General features: G+C 45.3%; 16 protein-coding genes and 2 tRNA genes. 15 read left to right on the top strand and 3 right to left on the bottom strand.

The genetic code is table 11. From position 1 onward, the window contains the following. Positions 1-39: 39 nt before the first annotated feature. The 15 genes from ftsH (at position 40) to Xentx_RS09025 (ending at position 17,567) form a co-directional block, all read left to right on the top strand. Positions 40-1,959, top strand: a complete 1,920-nt coding sequence (gene ftsH, locus Xentx_RS09095; RefSeq protein ID WP_074019935.1) for an ATP-dependent zinc metalloprotease FtsH — start codon at positions 40-42, stop codon at positions 1,957-1,959. Positions 1,960-2,025: 66 nt separating this feature from the next. Continuing rightward, positions 2,026-2,868, top strand: a complete 843-nt coding sequence (gene folP, locus Xentx_RS09090) for a dihydropteroate synthase (protein ID WP_074019934.1) — start codon at positions 2,026-2,028, stop codon at positions 2,866-2,868. Positions 2,869-2,966: 98 nt separating this feature from the next. Next, positions 2,967-4,304, top strand: coding sequence for a phosphoglucosamine mutase (glmM, locus tag Xentx_RS09085; RefSeq protein WP_074019933.1), 1,338 nt, complete (start codon positions 2,967-2,969; stop codon positions 4,302-4,304). A gap of 179 nt (positions 4,305-4,483) precedes the next feature. After that, positions 4,484-4,822, top strand: a complete 339-nt coding sequence (gene secG / locus Xentx_RS09080) for a preprotein translocase subunit SecG (RefSeq protein ID WP_074019932.1) — start codon at positions 4,484-4,486, stop codon at positions 4,820-4,822. Positions 4,823-4,909: 87 nt separating this feature from the next. Continuing rightward, positions 4,910-4,999, top strand: a tRNA-Leu gene (locus Xentx_RS09075). 58 nt (positions 5,000-5,057) lie between these two features. Continuing rightward, positions 5,058-5,134: transfer RNA gene (locus Xentx_RS09070), tRNA-Met, on the top strand. A 224-nt stretch (positions 5,135-5,358) separates the two neighbouring features. Continuing rightward, positions 5,359-5,811 carry a ribosome maturation factor RimP gene (gene rimP / locus Xentx_RS09065; RefSeq protein ID WP_139292463.1) on the top strand — a complete coding sequence of 151 codons (453 nt, stop codon included), beginning with the start codon at positions 5,359-5,361 and terminating at the stop codon, positions 5,809-5,811. 21 nt (positions 5,812-5,832) lie between these two features. Then, positions 5,833-7,341, top strand: coding sequence for a transcription termination factor NusA (nusA, locus tag Xentx_RS09060; RefSeq protein WP_074019930.1), 1,509 nt, complete (start codon positions 5,833-5,835; stop codon positions 7,339-7,341). Between the two features lie 25 nt (positions 7,342-7,366). Continuing rightward, entirely contained in the window at positions 7,367-10,135 is a 2,769-nt protein-coding gene (infB, locus tag Xentx_RS09055) for a translation initiation factor IF-2 (protein WP_074019929.1), read from the top strand. Positions 10,136-10,209: 74 nt separating this feature from the next. Beyond that, positions 10,210-10,620 (top strand): 30S ribosome-binding factor RbfA, encoded by a 411-nt coding sequence (gene rbfA, locus Xentx_RS09050; RefSeq protein WP_074019928.1) that lies wholly within the window; start codon positions 10,210-10,212, stop codon positions 10,618-10,620. After that, positions 10,620-11,561 (top strand): tRNA pseudouridine(55) synthase TruB, encoded by a 942-nt coding sequence (truB, locus tag Xentx_RS09045; RefSeq protein WP_074019927.1) that lies wholly within the window; start codon positions 10,620-10,622, stop codon positions 11,559-11,561. Before rbfA ends, truB begins: the two co-directional genes overlap by 1 nt. A gap of 173 nt (positions 11,562-11,734) precedes the next feature. Next, a complete protein-coding gene (gene rpsO / locus Xentx_RS09040; protein WP_074019926.1) occupies positions 11,735-12,004 on the top strand; it encodes a 30S ribosomal protein S15 in 270 nt (89 codons plus the stop codon). Between the two features lie 267 nt (positions 12,005-12,271). Next, positions 12,272-14,410, top strand: a complete 2,139-nt coding sequence (gene pnp / locus Xentx_RS09035; protein ID WP_074019925.1) for a polyribonucleotide nucleotidyltransferase — start codon at positions 12,272-12,274, stop codon at positions 14,408-14,410. A gap of 191 nt (positions 14,411-14,601) precedes the next feature. Further along, the gene (nlpI, locus tag Xentx_RS09030; RefSeq protein WP_074019924.1) at positions 14,602-15,486 is read left to right on the top strand and encodes a lipoprotein NlpI; all 885 of its coding nucleotides are present in this window, start codon (positions 14,602-14,604) and stop codon (positions 15,484-15,486) included. A 170-nt stretch (positions 15,487-15,656) separates the two neighbouring features. Beyond that, on the top strand, positions 15,657-17,567 hold the full coding sequence (locus tag Xentx_RS09025) for a DEAD/DEAH family ATP-dependent RNA helicase (RefSeq protein WP_074019923.1): 1,911 nt from the start codon (positions 15,657-15,659) through the stop codon (positions 17,565-17,567). 164 nt (positions 17,568-17,731) lie between these two features. Here the strand turns inward: Xentx_RS09025 and btsR are convergent, their stop codons facing one another. The 3 genes from btsR to Xentx_RS09010 all read right to left on the bottom strand — a co-directional run bounded on the left by btsR (position 17,732) and on the right by Xentx_RS09010 (position 23,400). Further along, complete coding sequence (btsR, locus tag Xentx_RS09020; RefSeq protein WP_074019922.1) at positions 17,732-18,451, bottom strand: two-component system response regulator BtsR; 720 nt, start codon at positions 18,449-18,451, stop codon at positions 17,732-17,734. A gap of 2 nt (positions 18,452-18,453) precedes the next feature. Beyond that, positions 18,454-20,157: a sensor histidine kinase gene (locus Xentx_RS09015; RefSeq protein ID WP_074019921.1), complete on the bottom strand. Its 1,704-nt coding sequence runs from the start codon at positions 20,155-20,157 to the stop codon at positions 18,454-18,456. Positions 20,158-20,343: 186 nt separating this feature from the next. Continuing rightward, positions 20,344-23,400: an inverse autotransporter beta domain-containing protein gene (locus tag Xentx_RS09010; RefSeq protein WP_074019920.1), complete on the bottom strand. Its 3,057-nt coding sequence runs from the start codon at positions 23,398-23,400 to the stop codon at positions 20,344-20,346. Between the last annotated feature and the right edge of the window lie 141 nt (positions 23,401-23,541).

The raw sequence follows: 23,541 nt of genomic DNA, 5'->3' as shown, positions 1-23,541 counted from the left end.
TACTATTTGTTAACACAGTTGTAATATGAGGTTAATCCCTTGAGTGACATGGCGAAAAACCTGATTCTCTGGTTAGTCATCGCAGTTGTCTTGATGTTATTGTTCCAGAGTTTTGGTCCCGGCGATTCTAGTGGTCGTAGGGTAGATTACTCTAATTTCATCAATGAGATATCGCAGAATCAAGTAAGCGAAGTACGTATTTCGGGTCGTGACATTGATTTCACTAAGAAGGACAACAGTGGAAAATACAGCACTTATATGCCAATTCAGGATGAAAAGTTGCTGGATACCCTACTCAATAAGCAGGTAAAAGTTGTTGGTGAACCACCAGAACAACAAGGTCTGTTGGCGACCCTCTTTATTTCATGGTTCCCAATGTTACTGCTCATTGGCGTTTGGATCTTCTTTATGCGCCAAATGCAAGGCGGTGGCGGTAAAGGGGCGATGTCTTTTGGTAAAAGCAAAGCCCGTATGTTGACGGAAGATCAGATTAAAACCACGTTTGCCGATGTTGCTGGTTGTGATGAAGCAAAAGAAGAAGTGGGCGAATTGGTTGAATATCTGCGTGAACCAGGCCGTTTCCAAAAACTCGGAGGTAAGATCCCGAAAGGTATCTTGATGGTTGGTCCTCCAGGTACGGGTAAGACATTGCTGGCGAAAGCTATTGCTGGAGAAGCGAAAGTTCCTTTCTTCACCATTTCTGGTTCTGATTTCGTTGAAATGTTCGTTGGTGTTGGTGCTTCCCGTGTTCGTGATATGTTTGAACAGGCAAAAAAAGCTGCGCCGTGCATCATCTTTATTGACGAAATTGATGCAGTCGGTCGTCAGCGTGGTGCTGGTCTGGGTGGCGGACATGATGAACGTGAACAGACACTGAACCAAATGCTGGTTGAAATGGATGGCTTTGAAGGTAACGAAGGCATTATTGTTATCGCAGCGACTAACCGTCCTGATGTTCTCGATCCAGCTCTGTTACGTCCTGGTCGTTTTGACCGCCAGGTTGTTGTTGGCCTACCAGATGTCCGTGGCCGTGAGCAAATTCTAAAAGTTCACATGCGCCGCATTCCGCTGGATACTGATATTGATGCATCGGTCATTGCTCGTGGTACACCAGGTTTCTCTGGTGCGGATTTGGCTAACCTTGTGAACGAAGCTGCTTTGTTTGCCGCTCGCGGTAACAAGCGCGTTGTTTCTATGGTTGAATTCGAAAAAGCCAAAGATAAGATCATGATGGGTGCAGAACGCCGTTCAATGGTTATGACGGAGGAACAGAAAGAATCCACCGCATACCATGAAGCAGGACATGCCATTATTGGTCGCTTGGTTCCAGAGCACGATCCTGTACATAAAGTCACGATTATACCGCGTGGCCGTGCGTTGGGTGTGACGTTCTTCTTACCAGAGGGCGATCAGATCAGTGCAAGCCGTCAGAAATTGGAAAGCCAAATTTCAACTTTATACGGTGGACGGTTAGCGGAAGAGATTATCTATGGTGTAGATAATGTTTCTACCGGTGCCTCTAACGATATTAAAGTGGCGACATCTATTGCGCGTAACATGGTGACACAGTGGGGCTTTTCAGAAAAACTGGGGCCATTGCTGTATGCGGAAGAAGAGGGTGAAGTTTTCCTCGGTCGTTCGGTTGCCAAGGCAAAACATATGTCTGAAGACACCGCGCGTTTAATCGATCAGGAAGTAAAGGCCATCATCGATCGTAACTATTTACGTGCGCGTCAGATTCTGATGGATAATATGGATATTCTTCATTCAATGAAAGATGCATTGATGAAGTATGAAACCATTGATGCTCCTCAGATTGATGATCTGATGAATCGTACAACAGTACGTCCACCGGCAGGTTGGGAAGGAGATAAAAATAGCGGTAATAGTAATAACCGTCACAACACCCCATCTCAGCAGCAAACCTCAAAGCCTGCGGATGGTAACCCAACCGTATAACGCGGCTAACAACCCTACATTAAACCCCAGGCTTGTCCTGGGGTTTTGACATTAAGGCACCTAGCGATGAAACTGACTGCCAGAGGCAGCGTCCTCGATCTTTCCTGCCCACAAGTAATGGGAATTTTGAATGTCACTCCCGATTCCTTCTCTGATGGTGGAACCCATAATACTTTTGATGCGGCATTGAAACATGCTGCTGAGATGATCAAAGAGGGAGCAACGATTATTGATGTGGGAGGAGAATCAACTCGTCCTGGAGCGAATGAAGTAAGTGAACAGGAAGAGCTGGATCGTGTTATTCCTGTGATTGAGGTATTGGCACAGCGCTTTGATATCTGGATCTCTGTTGATACCTCAAAAGCTGATGTTATGCGGGAATCAGCCAAGGCGGGAGCGCATATTATCAATGACGTCCGTGCGTTACAGGAACCTGGAGCACTTGAAGCGGCAGCACAAAGTGGTTTGCCAATTTGCTTGATGCATATGCAGGGACAACCTCGCACCATGCAAACAGAACCTCACTATGAAGATGTTGTATCGGAAGTAAAAACCTTCCTGATACAGCAAATTGAGCGTTGTGTTGCGGCGGGTATCGCGAAAAACAACCTGATTCTTGATCCTGGTTTCGGTTTTGGTAAGAACTTATCGCATAATTATCAGTTATTGGCTCACTTGCAAGAATTTCATCATTTGGGATTACCTATTCTGGCGGGGATGTCACGCAAGTCCATGATTGGTCAATTACTTGATGTGCCACCGCAGGAGCGTGTGACAGGAAGCGTTGCTTGTGCTGTGATTGCAGCCATGAAAGGTGCCCAGATTATCCGTGTACATGATGTAAAAGAAACCGTTCAGGCAATGCAAGTTGTTCATGCAACGCTATCTGAAAAGAATCCATGTTCATAGAATATATAGTTTGTAAAATACACCGTTTGTAAAGAACATGATGTCAGCAAAAAAACGCTGAGAGCAGAAAATTCGTTCAGCAAAGGAAAAAGAAATTTATGAGTAACCGTAAATATTTTGGCACTGACGGTATCCGTGGCAAAGTGGGTAATACCCCAATTACCCCTGACTTTGTATTGAAACTTGGTTGGGCTGCGGGGAAAGTGTTGGCGCGTCATGGTTCTCGCAAAATTATTATTGGTAAAGATACCCGAATCTCAGGTTATATGTTGGAATCTGCATTGGAAGCAGGGTTAGCCGCTGCGGGACTGTCGGCATCCTTTACCGGCCCGATGCCAACACCTGCCGTGGCGTATCTGACACGTACTTTTCGTGCTGAAGCCGGCATTGTCATTTCTGCTTCCCACAACCCTTACTATGATAACGGCATTAAATTCTTCTCCATCGATGGGACTAAATTACCGGATGATGTTGAAGAAGCGATTGAAGCAGAAATGGAAAAGCCTCTGACTTGTGTGGAATCTGCTGAGTTAGGGCGGGCAAATCGGATAGTTGATGCGGCGGGTCGTTACATTGAATTTTGTAAAGGGACATTCCCCAGTGAACAAAGTTTAAATGGATTGAAAATTGTTTTAGATTGCGCCAATGGTGCGACCTATCATATCGCACCGAATGTGCTCAGAGAGTTGGGAGCGGAGGTTATTACCATTGGTTGTGAGCCTAATGGCATCAATATCAATGAAGAGTGTGGTGCAACAGATGTCCGTCTATTGCAACAGCGCGTACTGGAAGAACAAGCGCACGTAGGTCTGGCATTTGATGGTGACGGCGACCGTATCATTATGGTTGATCATCTGGGGCAAAAGGTTGATGGCGATCAGATCATTTATATCATTGCACGTGAGGCGTTGAGACAAGGCCAGCTACGTGGTGGTGCTGTGGGTACGTTGATGAGCAATATGGGGCTGGAGTTGGCACTGAAACAGCTTGGTATTCCATTTGAACGTGCAAAAGTTGGCGACCGCTATGTTCTGGAAAAATTGCAGGAAAAAGGCTGGCGTCTGGGCGCAGAAAATTCAGGCCATGTGATTTTGTTGGACAAAACCACAACAGGAGACGGAATTGTTGCTGGATTGCAAGTCTTGAGTGCAATGGTACGCAATAATATGAGCCTGCATGATCTGTGCAGTGGCATGAAACTTTTACCTCAAGTTTTGGTTAACGTTCGCTTTGCAGGTGATGTTGATCCCCTGCAATCAGAATCAGTGCTTGAAACCGTAAAATCAGTTGAGACTGAATTGAATGGTTGTGGTCGTGTTTTGCTGCGTAAATCAGGTACAGAACCATTGATTCGTGTCATGGTGGAAGGCGAAGATGAACAGCAAGTCACGGCATTAGCGCATCGTATTGCTGATGCTGTGAAAAAAATCGGCTGATTTGTTTATTTTTTGCTCGATCGGCGTCAGGATTTAAAATTAATCTTGCGTGTCTGATACGCTTTGGTTAGTATTCACACCCGCTCAATAAGTTAATTTTTCTAATTTTGTGAGCGGGTGATGCAACATAACGTCGCTATGAAATTGTGGTAAAAGCCACGAGGAAACAGGTACAACATATGTATGAAGCTCTTTTAGGTATATTCTTGCTGGTTGGTATCGGGCTAATCGCTCTGGTTCTGCTACAGCAAGGTAAAGGTGCTGATATGGGTGCTTCTTTCGGCGCGGGTGCATCTAACACGCTGTTTGGTTCATCGGGTTCCGGTAATTTTATGACCCGCATGACGGCCATTTTTGCCACGTTGTTCATTGTTATCAGCCTGATTCTTGGTAACATGACCAGCAATAAGACGGGTTCTAGCAGTAAATGGGATAACCTTGTCGATCCTGTAAAAGTTGAAAAACAGGCAGAAGTTCCGGCAACGCCAGCAAAACCAAATAGTGATATCCCACAGTAATATTCAGTAACAGAATTGAGATAGGGTTGTTGGTTTTAACGATGAGTTTATCTAACTATTTAGAATAACAGCCCTATAAAAATCAGTGCCGAGGTGGTGAAATTGGTATACACGCTACCTTGAGGTGGTAGTGCCTAAACAACGGGCGTACGGGTTCAAGTCCCGTCCTCGGCACCATTAATCTAGAAACTTGCGTTTTTAGTATTATCAGCGTAAGATTTGCCACGTTTTCGAACGCGGGATGGAGCAGCATGGTAGCTCGTCGGGCTCATAACCCGAAGGTCGTCGGTTCAAATCCGGCTCCCGCAACCACTTCTTAACAATCTATACCTTTTCAATAGTAATATTCAGCAGCCATTGAGATATCTCTCCTGATTTGACAGGTTGCTTTGAAAGGTATAAAAAAGAAGTAGGTTGAGACCGCTGGCAGTAAACAGGGTCCAGTTGCATAAAGCCCCGAGTATCGGGGTTTTTTGTTATTTGACAGCAGAATTACTGGGCTAATATAGCCCTTTTTTTATGTCTTGGGGGTGGGCTTGTCCACGTTAGAGCAAAAATTAACAGAGATAATTTCAGCACCAGTTGAAGCTTTGGGTTTTGAATTAGTTGGCCTGGAGTTTATTCGCGCTCGTGTATCGACGTTGCGAGTCTATATCGATAGTGAGGAGGGTATCACTGTTGATAATTGTGCTGATGTTAGCCACCAGGTCAGTGCAGTGCTTGATGTTGAAGATCCGATTCCAGGGCTTTATAACCTGGAAATATCTTCACCAGGGCTTGAGCGTCCACTGTTTAAGGCTGAACATTACCAGCGTTTTATAGGTGAAGAAGTCAGCTTGGTTTTACGCATGGCAATGCAGAACCGTCGCAAATGGCAAGGTATCATCAAGGCAGTTGATGGTGAAATGATTACGGTTACGGTGGATGGAAAAGACGAAGTGTTCGCACTGAGCAACATCCAGAAAGCGAACCTGGTACCCCACTTTTAAAGTTCGGATGAGGCAACTAGGATGAATAAAGAAATTCTGGCTGTTGTGGAAGCGGTTTCTAATGAAAAATCACTCCCTCGCGAAAAAATCTTCGAAGCATTAGAGATTGCACTGGCGACAGCCACCAAGAAAAAATATGAGCAGGAAATCGACGTCCGCGTCTGTATCGATCGTAAATCAGGTGATTTTGATACCTTCCGTCGCTGGTTAGTTGTTGACGAAGTGACTCTGCCAACGCGCGAAATCACACTGGAAGCGGCAAAATTTGACAACCCAGAGATTGAGCTGGGGGGTTATATTGAAGATCAAATTGAATCAGTGACCTTTGACCGCATTACGACTCAGACGGCAAAACAGGTTATCGTACAGAAAGTACGTGAAGCTGAGCGTGCGATGGTTGTTGATCAATTCCGTGAACAACAGGGTGAGATCGTGACCGGTCAGGTCAAAAAAATGAACCGCGAAAATATTACCTTAGATTTAGGTAATAATGCTGAAGCGGTCATTTTACGTGAAGACATGTTGCCACGGGAAAACTTTCGTCCAGGTGACCGCGTGCGTGGTGTTCTGTATGATGTTCGCCCTGAAGCACGTGGTGCACAGCTTTTCATCACTCGTTCTCGTCCTGAGATGTTGGTTGAATTGTTCCGCATCGAAGTACCTGAGATCGGTGAAGAAATCATTGAGATCAAGGCGGCTGCTCGTGATCCGGGTTCCCGTGCCAAGATCGCAGTGAAAACCAACGACAAGCGTATTGATCCTGTTGGCGCTTGTGTTGGTATGCGTGGTGCAAGGGTACAAGCCGTTTCCAGTGAACTGGGCGGTGAAAGAATTGACATCGTGCTGTGGGACGATAACCCTGCGCAGTTTGTCATTAATGCAATGGCTCCGGCGGATGTTGCATCTATTGTGGTTGACGAAGACAACTGCACTATGGATGTTGCCGTAGAAAACAGTAATCTTGCTCAGGCGATTGGACGTAATGGTCAGAACGTTCGTCTGGCGGCACAACTGTTGAAAAAACATCGTGGTGATGACAAATGGGAACTCAATGTCATGACTGCGGAAGAGCTACAAGCAAAACATCAGGCAGAAGCACACGCTTCTATTGATACATTTACTAAGCATCTCGACATTGATGAAGATTTCGCCACTGTATTAGTCGAGGAAGGTTTCTCTACACTGGAAGAACTGGCTTATGTGCCAATCAATGAACTTCTGGCAGTAGAAGGCCTTGATGAAGAAACCGTTGAAGCTCTTCGTGAACGTGCTAAAGCGGCCTTGACGACGCTGGAACTGGCTCAGAAAGAGAGTCTTAGTGATCAGCAACCTGCCGAAGATTTATTGAATCTGCCTGGCATGGAGCGTACTTTGGCGTTTAACCTGGCTGCCCGTGGCATCTGCACTCTGGAAGATCTTGCCGAGCAGGGTATCGACGACTTATCTGATATCGAAGGACTGAATGATGAGAAAGCAGGAGAACTCATTATGGCAGCCCGCAATATCTGTTGGTTTGGCGATGATGCATAAATAAACTGTAGCAGGAAGGAACAGAATGACAGAGGTAACCGTAAAATTACTGGCAGAAGAGATCCAGACATCGGAAGAACGTCTAATCCAGCAATTCGCTGATGCTGGCATTCAGAAAACCGCAACTGACTCTGTTTCCCAGAAAGAAAAAGAAGCTTTGCTGGCCTACCTGAACCGTGAACAAGGCGGTTCTGGCGGTCAGCCGGGTAAATTGACACTACAGCGTAAAACACGCAGTACACTGAACGTTCCTGGCACCGGTGGCAAAAGTAAATCGGTAGCGATTGAAGTCCGCAAAAAACGCACATATGTGAACCGTGATGCCCTTGAACAGGCTAAAGCGGAAGAACAGGTTCAGCGTGAAGCGGAAGAGCAGGCTCGGCGCGAGGCAGAAGAGAAGGCGCGGCTTGAGGCTGAAGCGAAAAAATTCGCGGAAGAGCAAGCTAAACGTGAAGCTGAAGAAAAAGCCAAACGTGAAGCAGAAGAGAGCGCTCGACGTGAAGCAGAAGAAAAAGCCAAACGTGAAGAGGCTAAACTGTCTCCGCGTGAGGCGGCGGAAAAAGAAAAAGTGATTAAGCAACATACCGAAAACAAACCAAAATCAGATAAGACTCACTCTGCCGTGCAAAATGAAAAAGCGCGTCGTGAAGCCGAAGCTGCAAATTTAAAACGTAAAGCTGAAGAAGAAATGCGCCGTAAGGTGGAAGCGGAAGCGAAGCGTGTTGCAGAAGAAGCACGTCGAATGGCAGAAGAGAATCAAGACAAATGGACTGATGACTCTGATAACAGTGACAGTAGTGACTACCACGTAACCACTTCCCGCTATGCTCGTGATGCGGAAGATGAAAATGACGCCAAAGTAGAAGGCGATCGTCGTTCCCGCTCCCGTGGCGGCAAAGCTCGCCAGAAGAAGAATAACAAACATTCTGAATCGAAAGCTGATCGCGAAGAAGCGCGCGCTGTGGGTCGTACCAAAGGTAAGCAACGTAAGCCTAGCACTTTACAGCAGAGCTTCACAAAACCTGTAGCTGCGGTTAACCGTGACGTTGTGATTGGTGAGACAATTACTGTTGCAGAATTGGCTAACAAAATGGCCGTTAAAGGTGCTCAGGTCATTAAGACCATGATGAACATGGGCGCAATGGTAACCATCAACCAAGTGATCGATCAAGAAACAGCGCAACTGGTTGCCGAAGAAATGGGGCACAAAGTTATCCTGCGTCGTGAAAACGAACTGGAAGAAGCGCTGATGAGTGATCGTGATACAGGTGAAACCCAGGCAGAACCTCGTGCACCAGTTGTCACCATCATGGGGCACGTTGACCACGGTAAAACTTCTCTGCTCGACTATATCCGTTCCACTAAAGTGGCTTCTGGAGAGGCGGGTGGTATTACCCAGCACATTGGTGCGTATCATGTGAAAACTGAAAAAGGCATGATCACCTTCTTGGATACCCCAGGCCATGCTGCGTTTACCTCCATGCGTGCACGTGGTGCGAAAGCAACAGATATCGTTGTTCTGGTTGTAGCAGCGGATGATGGTGTGATGCCACAGACCATCGAAGCTATTCAACACGCTAAAGCGGCCAACGTACCGGTTGTTGTTGCTGTGAACAAGATCGATAAGCCAGAAGCTGATCCGGATCGCGTGAAGAATGAATTGTCACAGTACGGTATCATTTCAGAAGAGTGGGGCGGTGAAAACCAGTTCATCAATGTGTCTGCCAAAGCTGGTATTGGTATTGATGAATTGCTGGAAGCCATTTTGCTTCAGTCCGAAGTCCTTGAACTGAAAGCGGTACGCACTGGTATGGCAAATGGTGTGGTCATTGAATCCTTCCTGGATAAAGGCCGCGGTCCAGTTGCAACCATTCTGGTTCAGTCTGGTACGCTGAACAAAGGCGATATCGTTCTGTGTGGTTTCGAATATGGACGTATCCGTGCGATGCGTAACGAACTCGGCCGTGAAGTGACCTCGGCAGGCCCGTCTATCCCAGTGGAAATTTTGGGTCTGTCCAATGTGCCATCTGCGGGTGATGAAGCGACAGTTGTTCGTGATGAGAAAAAAGCGCGTGAAGTGGCCTTGTATCGTCAAGGTAAATTCCGTGAAGTGAAATTGGCTCGTCAGCATAAAGCTAAGCTGGAAAACATCTTCGCTAACTTAGAAGAAGGCAAGGTATCTGAACTGAACATTGTTCTGAAAACAGATGTTCAAGGTACATGTGAAGCAATTAGTGATTCACTGCTGAAACTGTCTACTGATGAAGTGAAAGTGAAAATCATCGGTTCTGGTGTGGGTGGTATCACTGAAACTGATGCGACGCTGGCAGCGGCATCTGAAGCAATTATTCTGGGCTTCAACGTTCGTGCTGATGCTTCTGCGCGTCGTATCATTGAAAACGAAAGTCTGGATCTGCGTTACTACTCCGTTATCTATAACCTGATTGATGAGATCAAACAGGCTATGAGCGGTATGCTGGCACCAGAATACAAACAGCAGATCATGGGTCTTGCCGAAGTTCGTGATGTGTTTAAGTCACCGAAATTTGGTGCGATTGCTGGTTGTATGGTGACAGAAGGTTCCATCAAGCGTAATAATCCGATCCGCGTACTGCGAGATAACGTTGTTATTTACGAAGGTGAATTGGAATCCTTGCGTCGCTTTAAGGATGACGTTAACGAAGTCCGTAATGGTATGGAATGTGGTATTGGTGTGAAGAACTACAATGATGTTCGCGTTGGCGATATGATTGAAGTCTTTGAAGTGATTGAAATTAAACGCTCCATCGATTAATACCATTATTTATTAATAAATTCATTCCATTCTTGGGGGGCTTTATGCCCCCCAAAATGTCAGGAGATATAACAATGGCAAGAGAATTTAGTCGTACTCAGCGCGTTGCACAGGAAATGCAAAAAGAAATTGCCATCATTTTACAGCGTGAAATCAAAGATCCCCGTATCGGCATGGCGACAGTCTCCGGTGTTGAGGTTTCTCGCGATCTGGCTTATGCCAAAGTCTTTGTCACCTTTCTGAATGTGCTGGTGGACGGGCATGATTCAAATATGGTTAAAGAAGGTATCAAGGCATTGAACGAAGCTTCTGGTTTTATCCGTTCCCTGCTGGGTAAAGCGATGCGCCTGCGTATCATTCCTGAACTGACATTCTCTTATGACAGTTCTTTGGTAGAAGGAATGCGCATGTCGAATTTGGTTAGCAACGTCGTTAAAGATGATGAGAAGCGTCGCGCATCTACGGATCATAATGAGGAAAAATGATGGGGCGCCGTCGTAGAGGCCGTTCTATACACGGTGTATTGTTGCTGGATAAGCCGCAAGATATTTCCTCCAATGATGCGTTACAGAAAGTCAGGCGGATTTTCAATGCCAGTAAGGCGGGTCATACTGGTGCACTGGATCCATTGGCGACAGGCATGTTGCCGATTTGTCTGGGTGAAGCGACCAAATTTTCCCAATTCTTGCTGGATTCTGACAAGCGCTATCGTGTGATTGCCCGTTTGGGGCAACGTACAGATACGTCGGATTCACATGGAACAATCATCAATGAGCGCGACGTAAAAATCACCGAGTCTCAGCTTAATGCTGCATTGGATAAATTCCGTGGTGATACCATGCAGATTCCTTCTATGTACTCTGCATTGAAACATCAGGGAAAACCGTTATACGAATATGCCCGTCAGGGTATTGAAGTTGAGCGTGAAGCGCGTCCTATCACTGTTTATGAATTACAATTCATTCGCTGGGAAGGGAATGAGTTGGAATTGGAAATACACTGTTCCAAGGGAACTTACATTCGTACCATTATTGATGATTTAGGGGAACTTTTGGGTTGTGGCGCGCATGTCATTTATCTGCGTCGTTTGCAGGTTGCCAATTATCCCAATCAAAGAATGGTAACGTTGGAACAGTTATATCAGTTAAAACAACAGGCTGAAGATCAAGAAATTGAGGTGTGGGAATTACTTGATCCATTGTTGCTACCAATGGATACCGCAGTGGCTCATTTTCCTGTCATTCACTTAACATCTGTCGTTGCGTCTTACTTCAAACAAGGCCAGCCGGTTCGAAGCAAACATAATTTGGCTTCAGATGAATGGGTGAGGGTGACCGAAGGAGATGAAAATAAATTCATCGGCATTGCAGTGATTGATGGTGATGGACTAGTGGCTCCACGCCGTCTGGTTGTTGAAACGGAATAATGATAGCAACAGACAAGGAATTTGCAGCAGGTAAATTGAGTTGGGGCATAGAATGACGGTGATTGTACTGTCTTGCGCTTCACCTATTTGCAGCGTAGAATACCGCGTCTGTACATGAGTGGCTGAATTAGAGATCGGCACTCGTCATTTTAATTACAATTTGGAGTTATACTATGTCTCTAAGTACTGCTGCAAAAGCGCAGATTATTGCTGAATTTGGTCGCGGCGCTAACGACAGTGGTTCCAGCGAAGTTCAGATCGCACTGCTGACTGCTGACATCAACCACCTGCAAGGTCACTTTTCAGAGCACAAAAAAGATCACCACAGCCGTCGTGGTCTGCTGAGAAAGGTTGCACAACGTCGTAAGCAGCTGGACTACCTGAAGCGTAAAGATGTGGCACGCTATGTTGCTCTGATTGAGCGTCTGGGACTGCGTCGCTAATTGATGAGTTTCAGTGGAAAGGGGCCTAATCGGGCCCCTTTTCTTCTAGGAAACGGAATTGCCAAGAAACAGAATCGGAAAATTTAATCTACTGTTTTTTGCACCGTCTCTAAAATTTGAACCTCTTCCGCTACAGTAGTGACTCGCGCGGCTAATGAGAGTCCTCAAAGCAGTGAGCACTGTCATTAGTCGTGAGGGTGTAGCAAGAAGAGAAAATCCATTGTTGCTGGTTTCTTAAATCGGCAATACTAACGAAGGAAAATTATTTTGCTTAATCCGATTGTTCGTAAATTCCAGTATGGTCAACACACTGTGACCATCGAAACTGGCATGATGGCTCGTCAGGCGACAGCAGCCGTTATGGTAAATATGGATGACACAGCGGTATTTGTAACCGTTGTTGGTCAAAAGAAAGTTAAAGCAGGTCAGAATTTCTTCCCTCTGACCGTTAACTACCAGGAGCGCACTTACGCTGCTGGCCGTATTCCGGGAAGTTTTTTTCGTCGCGAAGGCCGTCCGGGCGAAGGTGAAACATTAGTTGCTCGTCTTATTGACCGTCCTCTACGCCCTCTGTTTCCAGAAGGTTTCCTGAATGAAGTTCAAATCATCGCGACAGTCGTTTCTGTTAACCCACAAGTAAACCCTGATATCGTTGCCATGATCGGTTCTTCCGCTGTACTGGCGCTGTCTGGTATTCCATTCAATGGTCCAATTGGTGCTGCGCGTGTTGGTTACATTAACGATCAGTACGTTCTGAATCCAACCAGCGATGAGTTGAAACACAGCCGTTTGGATCTGGTCGTTGCAGGTACAAATAACGCGGTACTGATGGTAGAGTCCGAAGCAGAATTGCTGACTGAAGAGCAAATGTTGGGTGCGGTGGTGTTTGGTCATGAGCAACAACAGATTGTGATTGATAACATCAATGCGCTGGTTGCTGAAGCGGGTAAAGAAAAATGGGATTGGGCTCCAGAGTCTGTTAATCAGCCTTTGCACGATCGTGTTGCAGAACTGGCCGAAAGCCGTCTGGGTGATGCTTATCGCATTACTGAGAAGCAGGCGCGTTATGCTCAGGTTGATAGCATCAAAGAAGAAGTTACTGCGGCTATCTTGGCAGAATTCGCAGAAAAAGGCGTTGAACAGGAAGAAACAGAAGTTCTTGAAGTTCTCGCTACTCTGGAAAAAAATGTTGTTCGTAGCCGTGTTCTGCGTGGTGAACCGCGTATTGATGGCCGTGAAAAAGACATGGTTCGTGCTCTGGACGTTCGCACAGGTGTACTGCCACGTACTCATGGTTCATCCCTGTTTACCCGTGGCGAAACTCAGGCTCTGGTAACAGCAACATTGGGTACAGAGCGTGATGCTCAAGTTATCGATGAGCTGATGGGTGAGCGTACAGATCGCTTCCTGTTCCACTATAACTTCCCTCCGTACTCTGTCGGTGAAACTGGCATGGTCGGTTCACCAAAACGCCGTGAAATTGGCCATGGTCGTTTGGCGAAACGTGGCGTATTGGCTGTAATGCCAGGTATCAACGAATTCCCATATACCGTTCGTGTGGTATCTGAAATCACTGAATCCAACGGTTCTTCTTCTATGGCCTCTGTCTGTGGTGCATCGCTGGCATTGATGGATGCGGGTGTGCCAATTAAGGCCGCTGTTGCAGGTATCGCAATGGGGCTGGTGAAAGAAGGGGATAACTTTGTTGTTCTGTCTGACATTCTGGGTGACGAAGATCATCTGGGCGACATGGACTTTAAAGTTGCAGGTAGCCGTGATGGTGTCAGCGCATTGCAAATGGACATCAAAATCGAAGGCATTACCCGTGAAATCATGCAGATTGCTCTGAATCAGGCTAAAGGTGCTCGTTTGCACATCCTGAATGTGATGGAACAGGCAATTAATTGTCCACGCAATGATATTTCTGAATTTGCACCACGTATCCACACTATCAAGATCAACCCAGACAAGATCAAAGACGTGATTGGTAAAGGTGGTTCTGTGATCCGCGCATTGACGGAAGAAACAGGGACTACCATTGAAATTGAAGACGACGGTACAGTGAAGATTGCGGCGACTGACGGTGACAAAGCACGTCATGCTATCAGACGTATCGAAGAAATCACTGCGGAAGTTGAAGTTGGTCGTATTTATAATGGCAAAGTGACCCGCATTGTTGATTTTGGCGCATTTGTTGCTATCGGTGGCGGTAAAGAAGGGCTGGTACACATTTCTCAGATCGCAGAAAAACGTGTAGAGAAAGTCACTGATTATCTGCAAATCGGGCAAGAAGTTCCTGTAAAAGTGCTGGAAATTGACCGTCAGGGTCGTATCCGCCTGAGCATGAAAGAAGCCGTGATTACGACTGATGCGGAACCGCAATCACCGGAATCATCAGTAGAATAAATTTGACGTAAAGAGCGGCGTCCTGTAAAAAGGGCGCCGTTTATCTCAATAGATTTCGAGTTATTGTTGGCAATAGCTGGGCAATGGCCTGAAAGATGAGAAGAAGTCAATTTTGGGCAGGAAGCCTGGAATATACAATGTGGGTGGAGTAATAGGGCATTCTGATTGATGTCTGGCTTCGGGAGTAGGAAATGAATTCTTTTCTGCGCTGGTGTTATGTTGCGGCTATTTTTCTCCTTGTGGGGTGTAGTGGCACTGGATGGCGTAAAGATGAAGTTATTGCTATTCCATTACAACCGACATTGCAACAAGAGGTTATTCTGGCTCGTATGGAGCAAATACTTGCGAGTCGGTCACTTACGGAAGATGAATATGCACAGCTTTTATATGAGCGAGGTGTGCTGTATGATAGCCTTGGGCTGAGGGCACTGGCACAGAATGATTTTTCAGTGGCTTTGTCTATCCGTCCTGATATTCCTGAGATTTTTAATTATCTAGGAATTTATTTTACGCAGGCAGGTAATTTTGATTCTGCCTATGAAGCGTTTGATTCTGTTTTAGAGCTTGATCCAACTTACAACTACGCGCGAATGAATCGCGGCATTGCACTGTATTACGGTGGCCGCTATCGATTGGCGCAGGATGATCTGCAGGCGTTTTATCAAGACGATCCAAATGATCCCTTCCGTTCGTTGTGGTTGTACCTTGTGGAAGATAAAATTGATCCTAAGGCTGCAATGACTAATTTGTCGCACCATTTTGACAAAGCGAACCGGGGAAGATGGGGCTGGAATATTGTTGAATTCTATTTGGGCAAAATCAGTGAAAAAACACTGATGGAACGCTTAAAACAGAGTTCAACAGATAACACTTCGCTCGCTGAGCATCTCAGTGAAACTGACTTCTATTTAGGTAAACATTACCTAAGTCTGGGGGATGAGGATAGCGCAGTTGCGTTATTCAAGCTGACGGTGGCTAACAATGTGCATAACTTTGTTGAGCACCGCTACGCATTGTTGGAATTGGCACTATTGGGCCAAAAACAAGATGACTTATCGGAATCGAACCAACAATAGCTGACGAACATTTTCACGACAGATTTTAAAGTTCACATCTCTAGAGATGGGGGCTTGTTTGTTCGTTTAATAACATAATTTGAGCCAGTTCACATTTTAAATGAAAATGACAGAAATTCTTTTCACTGTGTTATGTAGACTGGCCGCCACGATCAATGAGGCACCATTACATGACCACTGAGACTGAAATCTCTTTTGCTGATTTAGGTTTATCGGCACCTATTCTTTCTGCACTGCAAGACATGGGCTATGAGAAGCCTTCTCCTATTCAACAACAATGTATTCCTCACCTGCTGAACGGCCGTGATGTGCTGGGCATGGCACAGACTGGCAGTGGTAAAACCGCAGCTTTCAGCTTACCTTTATTGAATAACATTGATGCTGAACTTAAAGCGCCACAAATCCTTGTATTAGCGCCAACCCGTGAACTGGCGGTGCAGGTTGCTGAAGCATGTTCAGACTTTTCCAAGCATATGCGCAATGTGAATGTTGTTGCGCTTTACGGTGGACAACGTTATGACGTTCAGTTACGTGCCTTGCGTCAGGGGCCACAAGTTGTGGTGGGAACGCCAGGACGTTTGCTTGATCATCTGAAACGCGGAACATTGGATCTGTCCAACCTGAAAGGTTTGGTACTGGATGAAGCTGACGAAATGTTGCGTATGGGCTTTATCGAAGATGTTGAAAACATCATGAGCCAGATCCCTGCTGAACATCAAACTGCGCTGTTCTCAGCGACAATGCCAGAAGCGATCCGCCGTATTACCCGTCGTTTCATGAATGATCCGCAGGAAGTTCGTATTCAGAGCAGTGTCACAAACCGTCCTGATATTAGCCAAAGCTACTGGTCTGTTTACGGTATGCGCAAAAATGAAGCGCTGGTACGTTTCCTTGAAGCAGAAGATTTTGATGCTGCAATTATTTTCGTGCGCACCAAGAATGCAACGCTGGAAGTTGCAGAAACGCTGGAGCGTAACGGTTACAACTCTGCGGCACTGAATGGTGACATGAATCAGGCTCTGCGTGAACAAACACTTGAGCGTCTGAAAGATGGCCGTTTGGACATTCTGATTGCGACTGATGTTGCTGCTCGTGGTCTTGATGTTGATCGCATTAGCTTGGTTGTTAACTACGACATTCCGATGGACGCAGAATCTTATGTGCACCGTATTGGTCGTACCGGTCGTGCTGGCCGTGCGGGTCGTGCTCTGTTGTTTGTTGAAAACCGCGAACGTCGTTTGCTGCGTAACATTGAACGCACCATGAAACTGACTATCCCGGAAGTTGAATTGCCGAACGCAGAACTTCTGAGCCAGCGTCGTCTGGAGAAATTTGCGACTAATGTTCAGAATCAACTGGAAAGCAGCGATCTGGATCAATACCGTGCATTGTTGTCCAAGCTGGGCACCAACGATGATTTGGATATGGAAACACTGGCAGCAGCCCTGCTGAAAATGGCACAGGGTGAGCGAGCACTTATTCTGCCACCCGATCCAGTACGTCGTCCTCGCCGTGAATTCAACGATCGTGATGACCGTCGCCGCAATAGCAATGGAAATGGCAATGGTTTTGGTGAACGTGACAGAGGTGATCGTCCTCGTCGTGAACGTCGTGACGTGGGTGATATGGAATTGTATCGCATTGAAGTTGGCCGTGATGATGGCGTTGAAGTTCGTCATATTGTGGGGGCAATTGCAAACGAAGGTGATATCAGCAGCCGTTATATCGGTAATATCAAACTGTTTGCTACCCACTCTACGATTGAACTGCCAAAAGGGATGCCAGGGGAATTGCTGTCTCACTTCACCCGTACTCGTATTCTGAACAAACCAATGAATATGCAGTTGATGGGTGATGCGCAACCATTTGAACGTCGTGAGCGTCGTGGTGGCCGCAATGGTAATGGCGGTAATGGTGGCAATGGTTCATCACGTCGTGACCGCGATGGTTTCGGCAATAATGGTGGTCGTCGTTTTAACAACGAACGTCGTGGTGGTGAGCGTGGTTCTTTCCGTGGTCGCGGTAACGATGATTTCAATGGTGGTGCACCACGTCGTCGTCAAAGCAATGGCAATGTATAAGTACTAATCTTTCATTGATTTGCTTGATTCATCGTTGCGTTAAAAATATCGCAATGATGAATTAAATAAAGCCCTTTCTCTTAATGGAGAAAGGGCTTTTTCTATAAGGGCATTTCCTTTGGGTATTTTCTTGTAGGATGAAGAAATTATGCCCTAATCGGCTATCAATTTAACCCCAAGGCTTCTTTAAGGGGTTTCAGATAACGACGACTCACTGGAATACGTTTGTCATTGCTCAATACCAGCTCTGCCTGCCCATTGTCTCCAAAAACAATTTCCCGTAATTGGATCATGTTGACTAAATATTGGCGATGGCAGCGAGTTAATGAAGTGCGAGTTTCCAGTGTCCGCAGGGTTAACTCGGTAAAGCCTTCCTGCCCGTTAGCGCTCATGACATATACACCACTCAAGCGGGAAGTGACATACAGAACATCATCCAATGGCATCAGCCAGATTCGGCTATGTCCGGTGCAGGGAATATATTTCAGTTGTTCATCTTCACGTTGAAGATCTGCCAGATTTTGTTTTTGATAGCCAGAACGCAGTCGTTGCAGAGTCTTAATCAGGCGCTCTTTTTCCAGCGGCTTCAATAAATAATCGAATGCATGTTCTTCAAAGGCTTGCACTGCATATTCATCAAATGCAGTCAGGAAAACAATGTAAGGGCGATGCTCTGGATCGAGCATACCTACCATTTCCAGTCCGGTAATACGGGGCATTTGAATATCGAGGAAAACAACATCGGGTTTCAGACGATGGATAGCACCAATCGCTTCGACTGCGTTGGCACATTCTCCAATAATTTGAATATCAGTTTCCTCTGCCAGCAGACAACGTAGATTTTCACGAGCCAATGGCTCATCGTCAACAATCAATATATTCATATTTACGCCGCTTTTTTAGCCTGTTTTTTTTCTAATGGTAAGTACAAAATGACACGGGTAAATTCTTCTGGTTGACAATCAACTCTCACCCCATACTGTTTACCATAACGAAGCCGCAGACGTTTATCTACTAAGCTCATCCCAAGACCTTCATCCCCCACTTTTTTGGGGCAATATAACCCTGCATTATCTTCAATCTCTACCAATAGCAATTGGTCTTCTTGATAGGCTCTAATCGTAATTCTTCCTGTATCCAGTAACTGTGATGTGCCATGTTTAATGGCATTTTCTACCATTGGTTGGAGAGAAAAGGCAGGTAACCGTGCATCGAGCAAGGATTCAGGTATCTCGATAGCAATTTGGAGATGCTCACGGAAACGGGCCTTTTCAATTTGTAAGTAAGCGTTTACATGCTCTAGCTCATTTTCTAACGTGGCAATATCTTCAGGTCGCTTTAAATTCTTACGGAAAAATGTTGAGAGATACTGCACAAGCTGGCCTGCCTGCTGGCTATCCCGACGTATAACAGCTTGCAGTGTATTTAAGGCATTAAATAAAAAGTGAGGATTCACTTGCGCGTGAAGGAGCTTTATTTCTGATTGCAGCAAAGATTGTTTATTCCGTTCATACTGTCCGGCAAGAATTTGGGCAGAGAGCAGGCTGGCAATTCCCTCTCCCAATGTGCGATTGATGGAACTGAATAAACGATTCTTGGCTTCATAGAGTTTGATCGTACCAATAACCTGTTGGTTTTCCCCCCGTAAAGGGATCACCAGAGCGGAACCAAGTTTGCAGGTTGGGCTAAGGGAACAGCAATAAGGCGTTTCATTGCCATCAGCGTACACGACCTCATTATTCTCAATGGCACGATGAGATTGTTTAGCAGCAATCGGGGTGCTAGGTAAATGGTGATCTGAGCCGATACCAATAAACGCCAGTAACTTCTCCCTATCCGTAATCGCGACAGCCCCGATCTCTAACTCCTGATAGATAACTTTTGCTACGCGCATACTATTATCTTCATTGAATCCCTTACGTAAAATTCCCTCTGTATAAACAGCAATTTTTAGCGCTTGGGCAGAAAAAGCACTGGTGTATTTTTCGAAAATGGCGCGTCTGTCCAATAAGATACGGATAAACATGGCCGCCCCGATACTATTGGCAATGATCATGGGGGCAGCAATATCTTTTACCAAACTCAGAGCTTCACTAAAAGGATTGGCAAGTAGCAGGATAATGCCCATTTGATTACATTCAGCAAGGAAAGTGACAATGGCCGCCGTCCACGGGTTCAATAATTTATTGATCTGTCCTTTTTTCATCAAATAAATATGCACAAGGCCACCCAATACACCTTCTATAATGGTGGATACCATACAGCTAAATGCAGTCATCCCGCCGAGAGAATAGCGGTGTAAACCCCCAGTGAACCCTACCATCGCACCGACTGTTGGCCCACCGAGAAAGCCTCCTAACACAGCACCAATCGCACGGGTATTGGCAATCGAATCGTTAACATTTAGCCCAAAATACGTTCCCATAATGCAGAAGATGGAAAAAATTACGTAACACATCAGTTTATGAGGTAAACGGCCAGTCACTTGCAACAAGGGAATAAACAGCGGGGTTTTACTCAGGAGCCAAGCGATCACCAGATAGATACACATCTGCTGAAGTAATAGCAACACAAGGTTAAATTCGTACATATATTTTCGTTTTGAAATTATGTGATTAATAACGATAAAAATTTAAAACGCTATTATCAAAGGTAGAATTTAACACCGTCAAGTCAATAGGTGTGGCAGGATAATGTATTTATAGGAATGGGGAAGAATTATCCGCCCCTCTTGAGGCGGATTTTGCCAGACAATGAAAATGACTTACAAATGGTGTTATTCTTCACAGATCACGTAATCATAGAGTTTATCATTGACAACTTTTTCAAATCCTTCGTCTATATTCACAACGTAATGTTCATCTCTTCCTTTTTCGTCTTTCCCTATCGTTGCAGAACGATAGGAGCGATGTTTGGGCCAACCAAGTTGGTCATGCATTGCATTATTTGGATGGGCACGGTACAAAGCCATCAAATCTTCTTTTTTTGGCAACTTGCTATGTGTTTTCTTACAGTACCATCTGGCTCCTATTGCTGTACGGCGCGGCCATTCTTCGCCACTTTCAGTATAAGCGTTCTCTGCGGCTATCTCTGCTTTCAATCGAGGGCGCTTAAAGACAACACCATTTTCAGCCACTACGGTATCAGGCATATGCCCCCAAAAATTAGCCACGGGAACGTCTGGGCTAGTAGCCACAGTAAAAATGACATCTTTAGTTTGTGAGGCTGTAATACCATCCACTGAGATAGATAATGTCGTCTTCACGCCAAGCCCGTTTGGATCGGTCACTGCAATAGACAAAACACCTTGATCATCCGTGAAACCTTGGTACGTACCTGATTTTCCTCTCAGTAAAGCCGTGATTTTCTCAGTAACATTCTGACGATTCAGTGCGTTGATAGCGTTAACTCTGACTGCGACATTTTGGGCTGGTTGTTTGTGATTTAGCGTTTTGATTTTCAGTATGATCGGTTCATGGTTTTTAACCTTATCAGCGCTTACTGTGATCATCATGTCATCGGCTAGCCCTCTGACAGTACCTCCTTTTCCACTATCATGAGTATGGTTTCCTTGATCGGTACTCATGCTGGTATCAACACTCTGTGTATTGCCGATAAGACCCATCGCATTTTTTGCCTGGATGACAATCTCTTTCACCCTGCCGGCATCTGACAGTGTCAATGGATAGTCGGGGATCTTGCCTGATTCTGTTATTGTATGGCCTTTGGTTATGTCAATATTGCCCTTATTGCCCCATACATAGATCGATTTATCCGTTGGGTCGCCATGATTAGGATTAAAGGTATAGGTTGCACTTAATTTCTGGCCCATCTCTAATTTGCCAACTATGGCTAAATTTCTAACAATTGGCGCCTCAGGATGTACGAACATGATCTCGACGGGCTTGATGATAATACCCTCTACTTCTGGAGTGATTTTCAGTACCCCGATATTTTCGCCAGCAGTGAGTTTGGATTCATAGATACCCGGTTGGACTTCTTTCATTTTATCGATCTTCGGATCACTGCCATTTCCACTTAACCCACTTGAGGTTAATTTGATGTCTGAGGCAACTCCGCGGATAGGTTTGTCATCTTTATCTTTCAGGGTTAATGTCAGGAGGGTGGTGGCACGATCATCGGCCAAAAGCTCTTTGTCTTTTGCTGAGAAGGTGGATTTACTAGCATTAACTACAGCGGGAAGCACTTGTACTTTCACTTCAGCCCGTTTGGATGTATTACCGTGCTCATCGTAAGCCATGGCTCCCACCGTGTAGGTGTTGTTGCCCTGAGATTGATATTTGGGCAAGGTCAACAGGTAGTGTGTGCCACCTTGGTGTTGGATATTACCTCCATTGGCAAAAAAGTCTGCTGCATCCCACTCAATATCTTTAAACCCATATTTGCTGTTGACACTGATATGAAGAGGTTTGGTATCTCTCGCATGACCAATAATCAGATTATCTATTGCCAGAGAGATCACTTCACGTTTGCGGTATTCCAAAACGATCTGGTTGTTGCGATCGACCAAATCATAGCGGCTGCCTTGCAGAGAGCGTTTAAACGCTACTGCATCTGGATCAATCTGCTTGGCCCACGGCGTACCGATCTCATAACTCAGTTCGATATTGAATTGGGTTTCCCCACCACCGGACATACCCTGTTTGCGGTCAATACCGAAAGTCAGCAATGGGATCGGTGTATAATCAACCCCGAAAGTGAAGGCAGCGGGATTTTTCTGGCGATGGTCTTTATTCATAAGCCCAACTTCATTCCCGAAGTATTGCTCATACATCAAATTACCACCAAGTTGTGGTAAAGAAGGCAAATAACCTTGTATTTTTAGGTCGAAGCCATTGGCGGGTCGCTCATCATAATCGGTCAAAAGGCGGGATTCTTTCCAATTACTTAAGCGAATATAGCCGTTAGCCGCTAATTTCAGGTAATTGCGGGCATATTCTGCTCCAAGACCGAGTCGGTTATTATCGCCAGTGATATCATGGTCAAAGAAAGCATTGTAGCCCAGCATCCAATTATCAAAAAAATGACGTTGTCCAAATCCAATATTGGCGGTATTGCGTTTATCAATATGGCGCAGGCCGAACTGTGTAAAAATCATCTGGTGATAGGTATCATACAGCGGCAGTAACATATCAAATTGGCTGTCATTCAAATGGCCATGACTATCCATATTAAGCTGTACACGAGCAGTGCCATAGCGTCCCAACCAATTTTGAATTTTCTGATTGGCTTCTCCCACTGCCAGGCTGTTTAATTGGCTTGCTGCATTATTCTTAATGTCGTCACTGGCTAGAAACTGGCCAATGCGAGAGGAAATTTCAGCCAGATTACTAGAATTTTCATCAATAGAAGACTTGTCTTCTTTAATAGGGATTTTGCCTAATGAGGGTTGTTCTAATAATGATTGTTTTAATAAAGGTTGCTTTGACAAAGAGATTTCTGATGAGGAATAGTTAAAAGGTAAAAATTTATTGTTTCGAGGTTTTGGAATATCAATCTCACTACCCACTCCAAGCGCGATAAAAGGCTTATCAAAGGTACGCAATTGGTTGATTTTTTCTAAATCAGAGACAGTTAAACCATAACGTTTAGCGACAATCTTGACCGTTTCCCCTGATTTCAGGACATAAGGCTCTGTTGGTAATCTCCATTTTTCATTTTGAAAAGCTGAGTGGGTTTCGGCAGTAGCGATAACGGGAGTGAATGCACCAGCAACGGGAAACGCAAGTTGGGTGACAATGTTCATCCAGGCTACACGTTTCACCAAATTTTGCTGATTATGTAACCGCGGCTTATCGAATTTTTTGTTCATATCTATAGACCCGTAACAATAAAAAAATATCATGCGATAGCCAGCAGCAAACCTATCCATTTCAGGATATTATATTCTATTTACTGCCTGCTATAAGTCGTGTAATTAGGGAGAAAAACGCCAAGTGTGGTTTTTTATTCC

The sequence above is a fragment of the Xenorhabdus thuongxuanensis genome (assembly GCF_001908095.1).
GTDB lineage: Bacteria > Pseudomonadota > Gammaproteobacteria > Enterobacterales > Enterobacteriaceae > Xenorhabdus > Xenorhabdus thuongxuanensis.
This window is presented reverse-complemented; position numbering and strand designations above follow the sequence as displayed.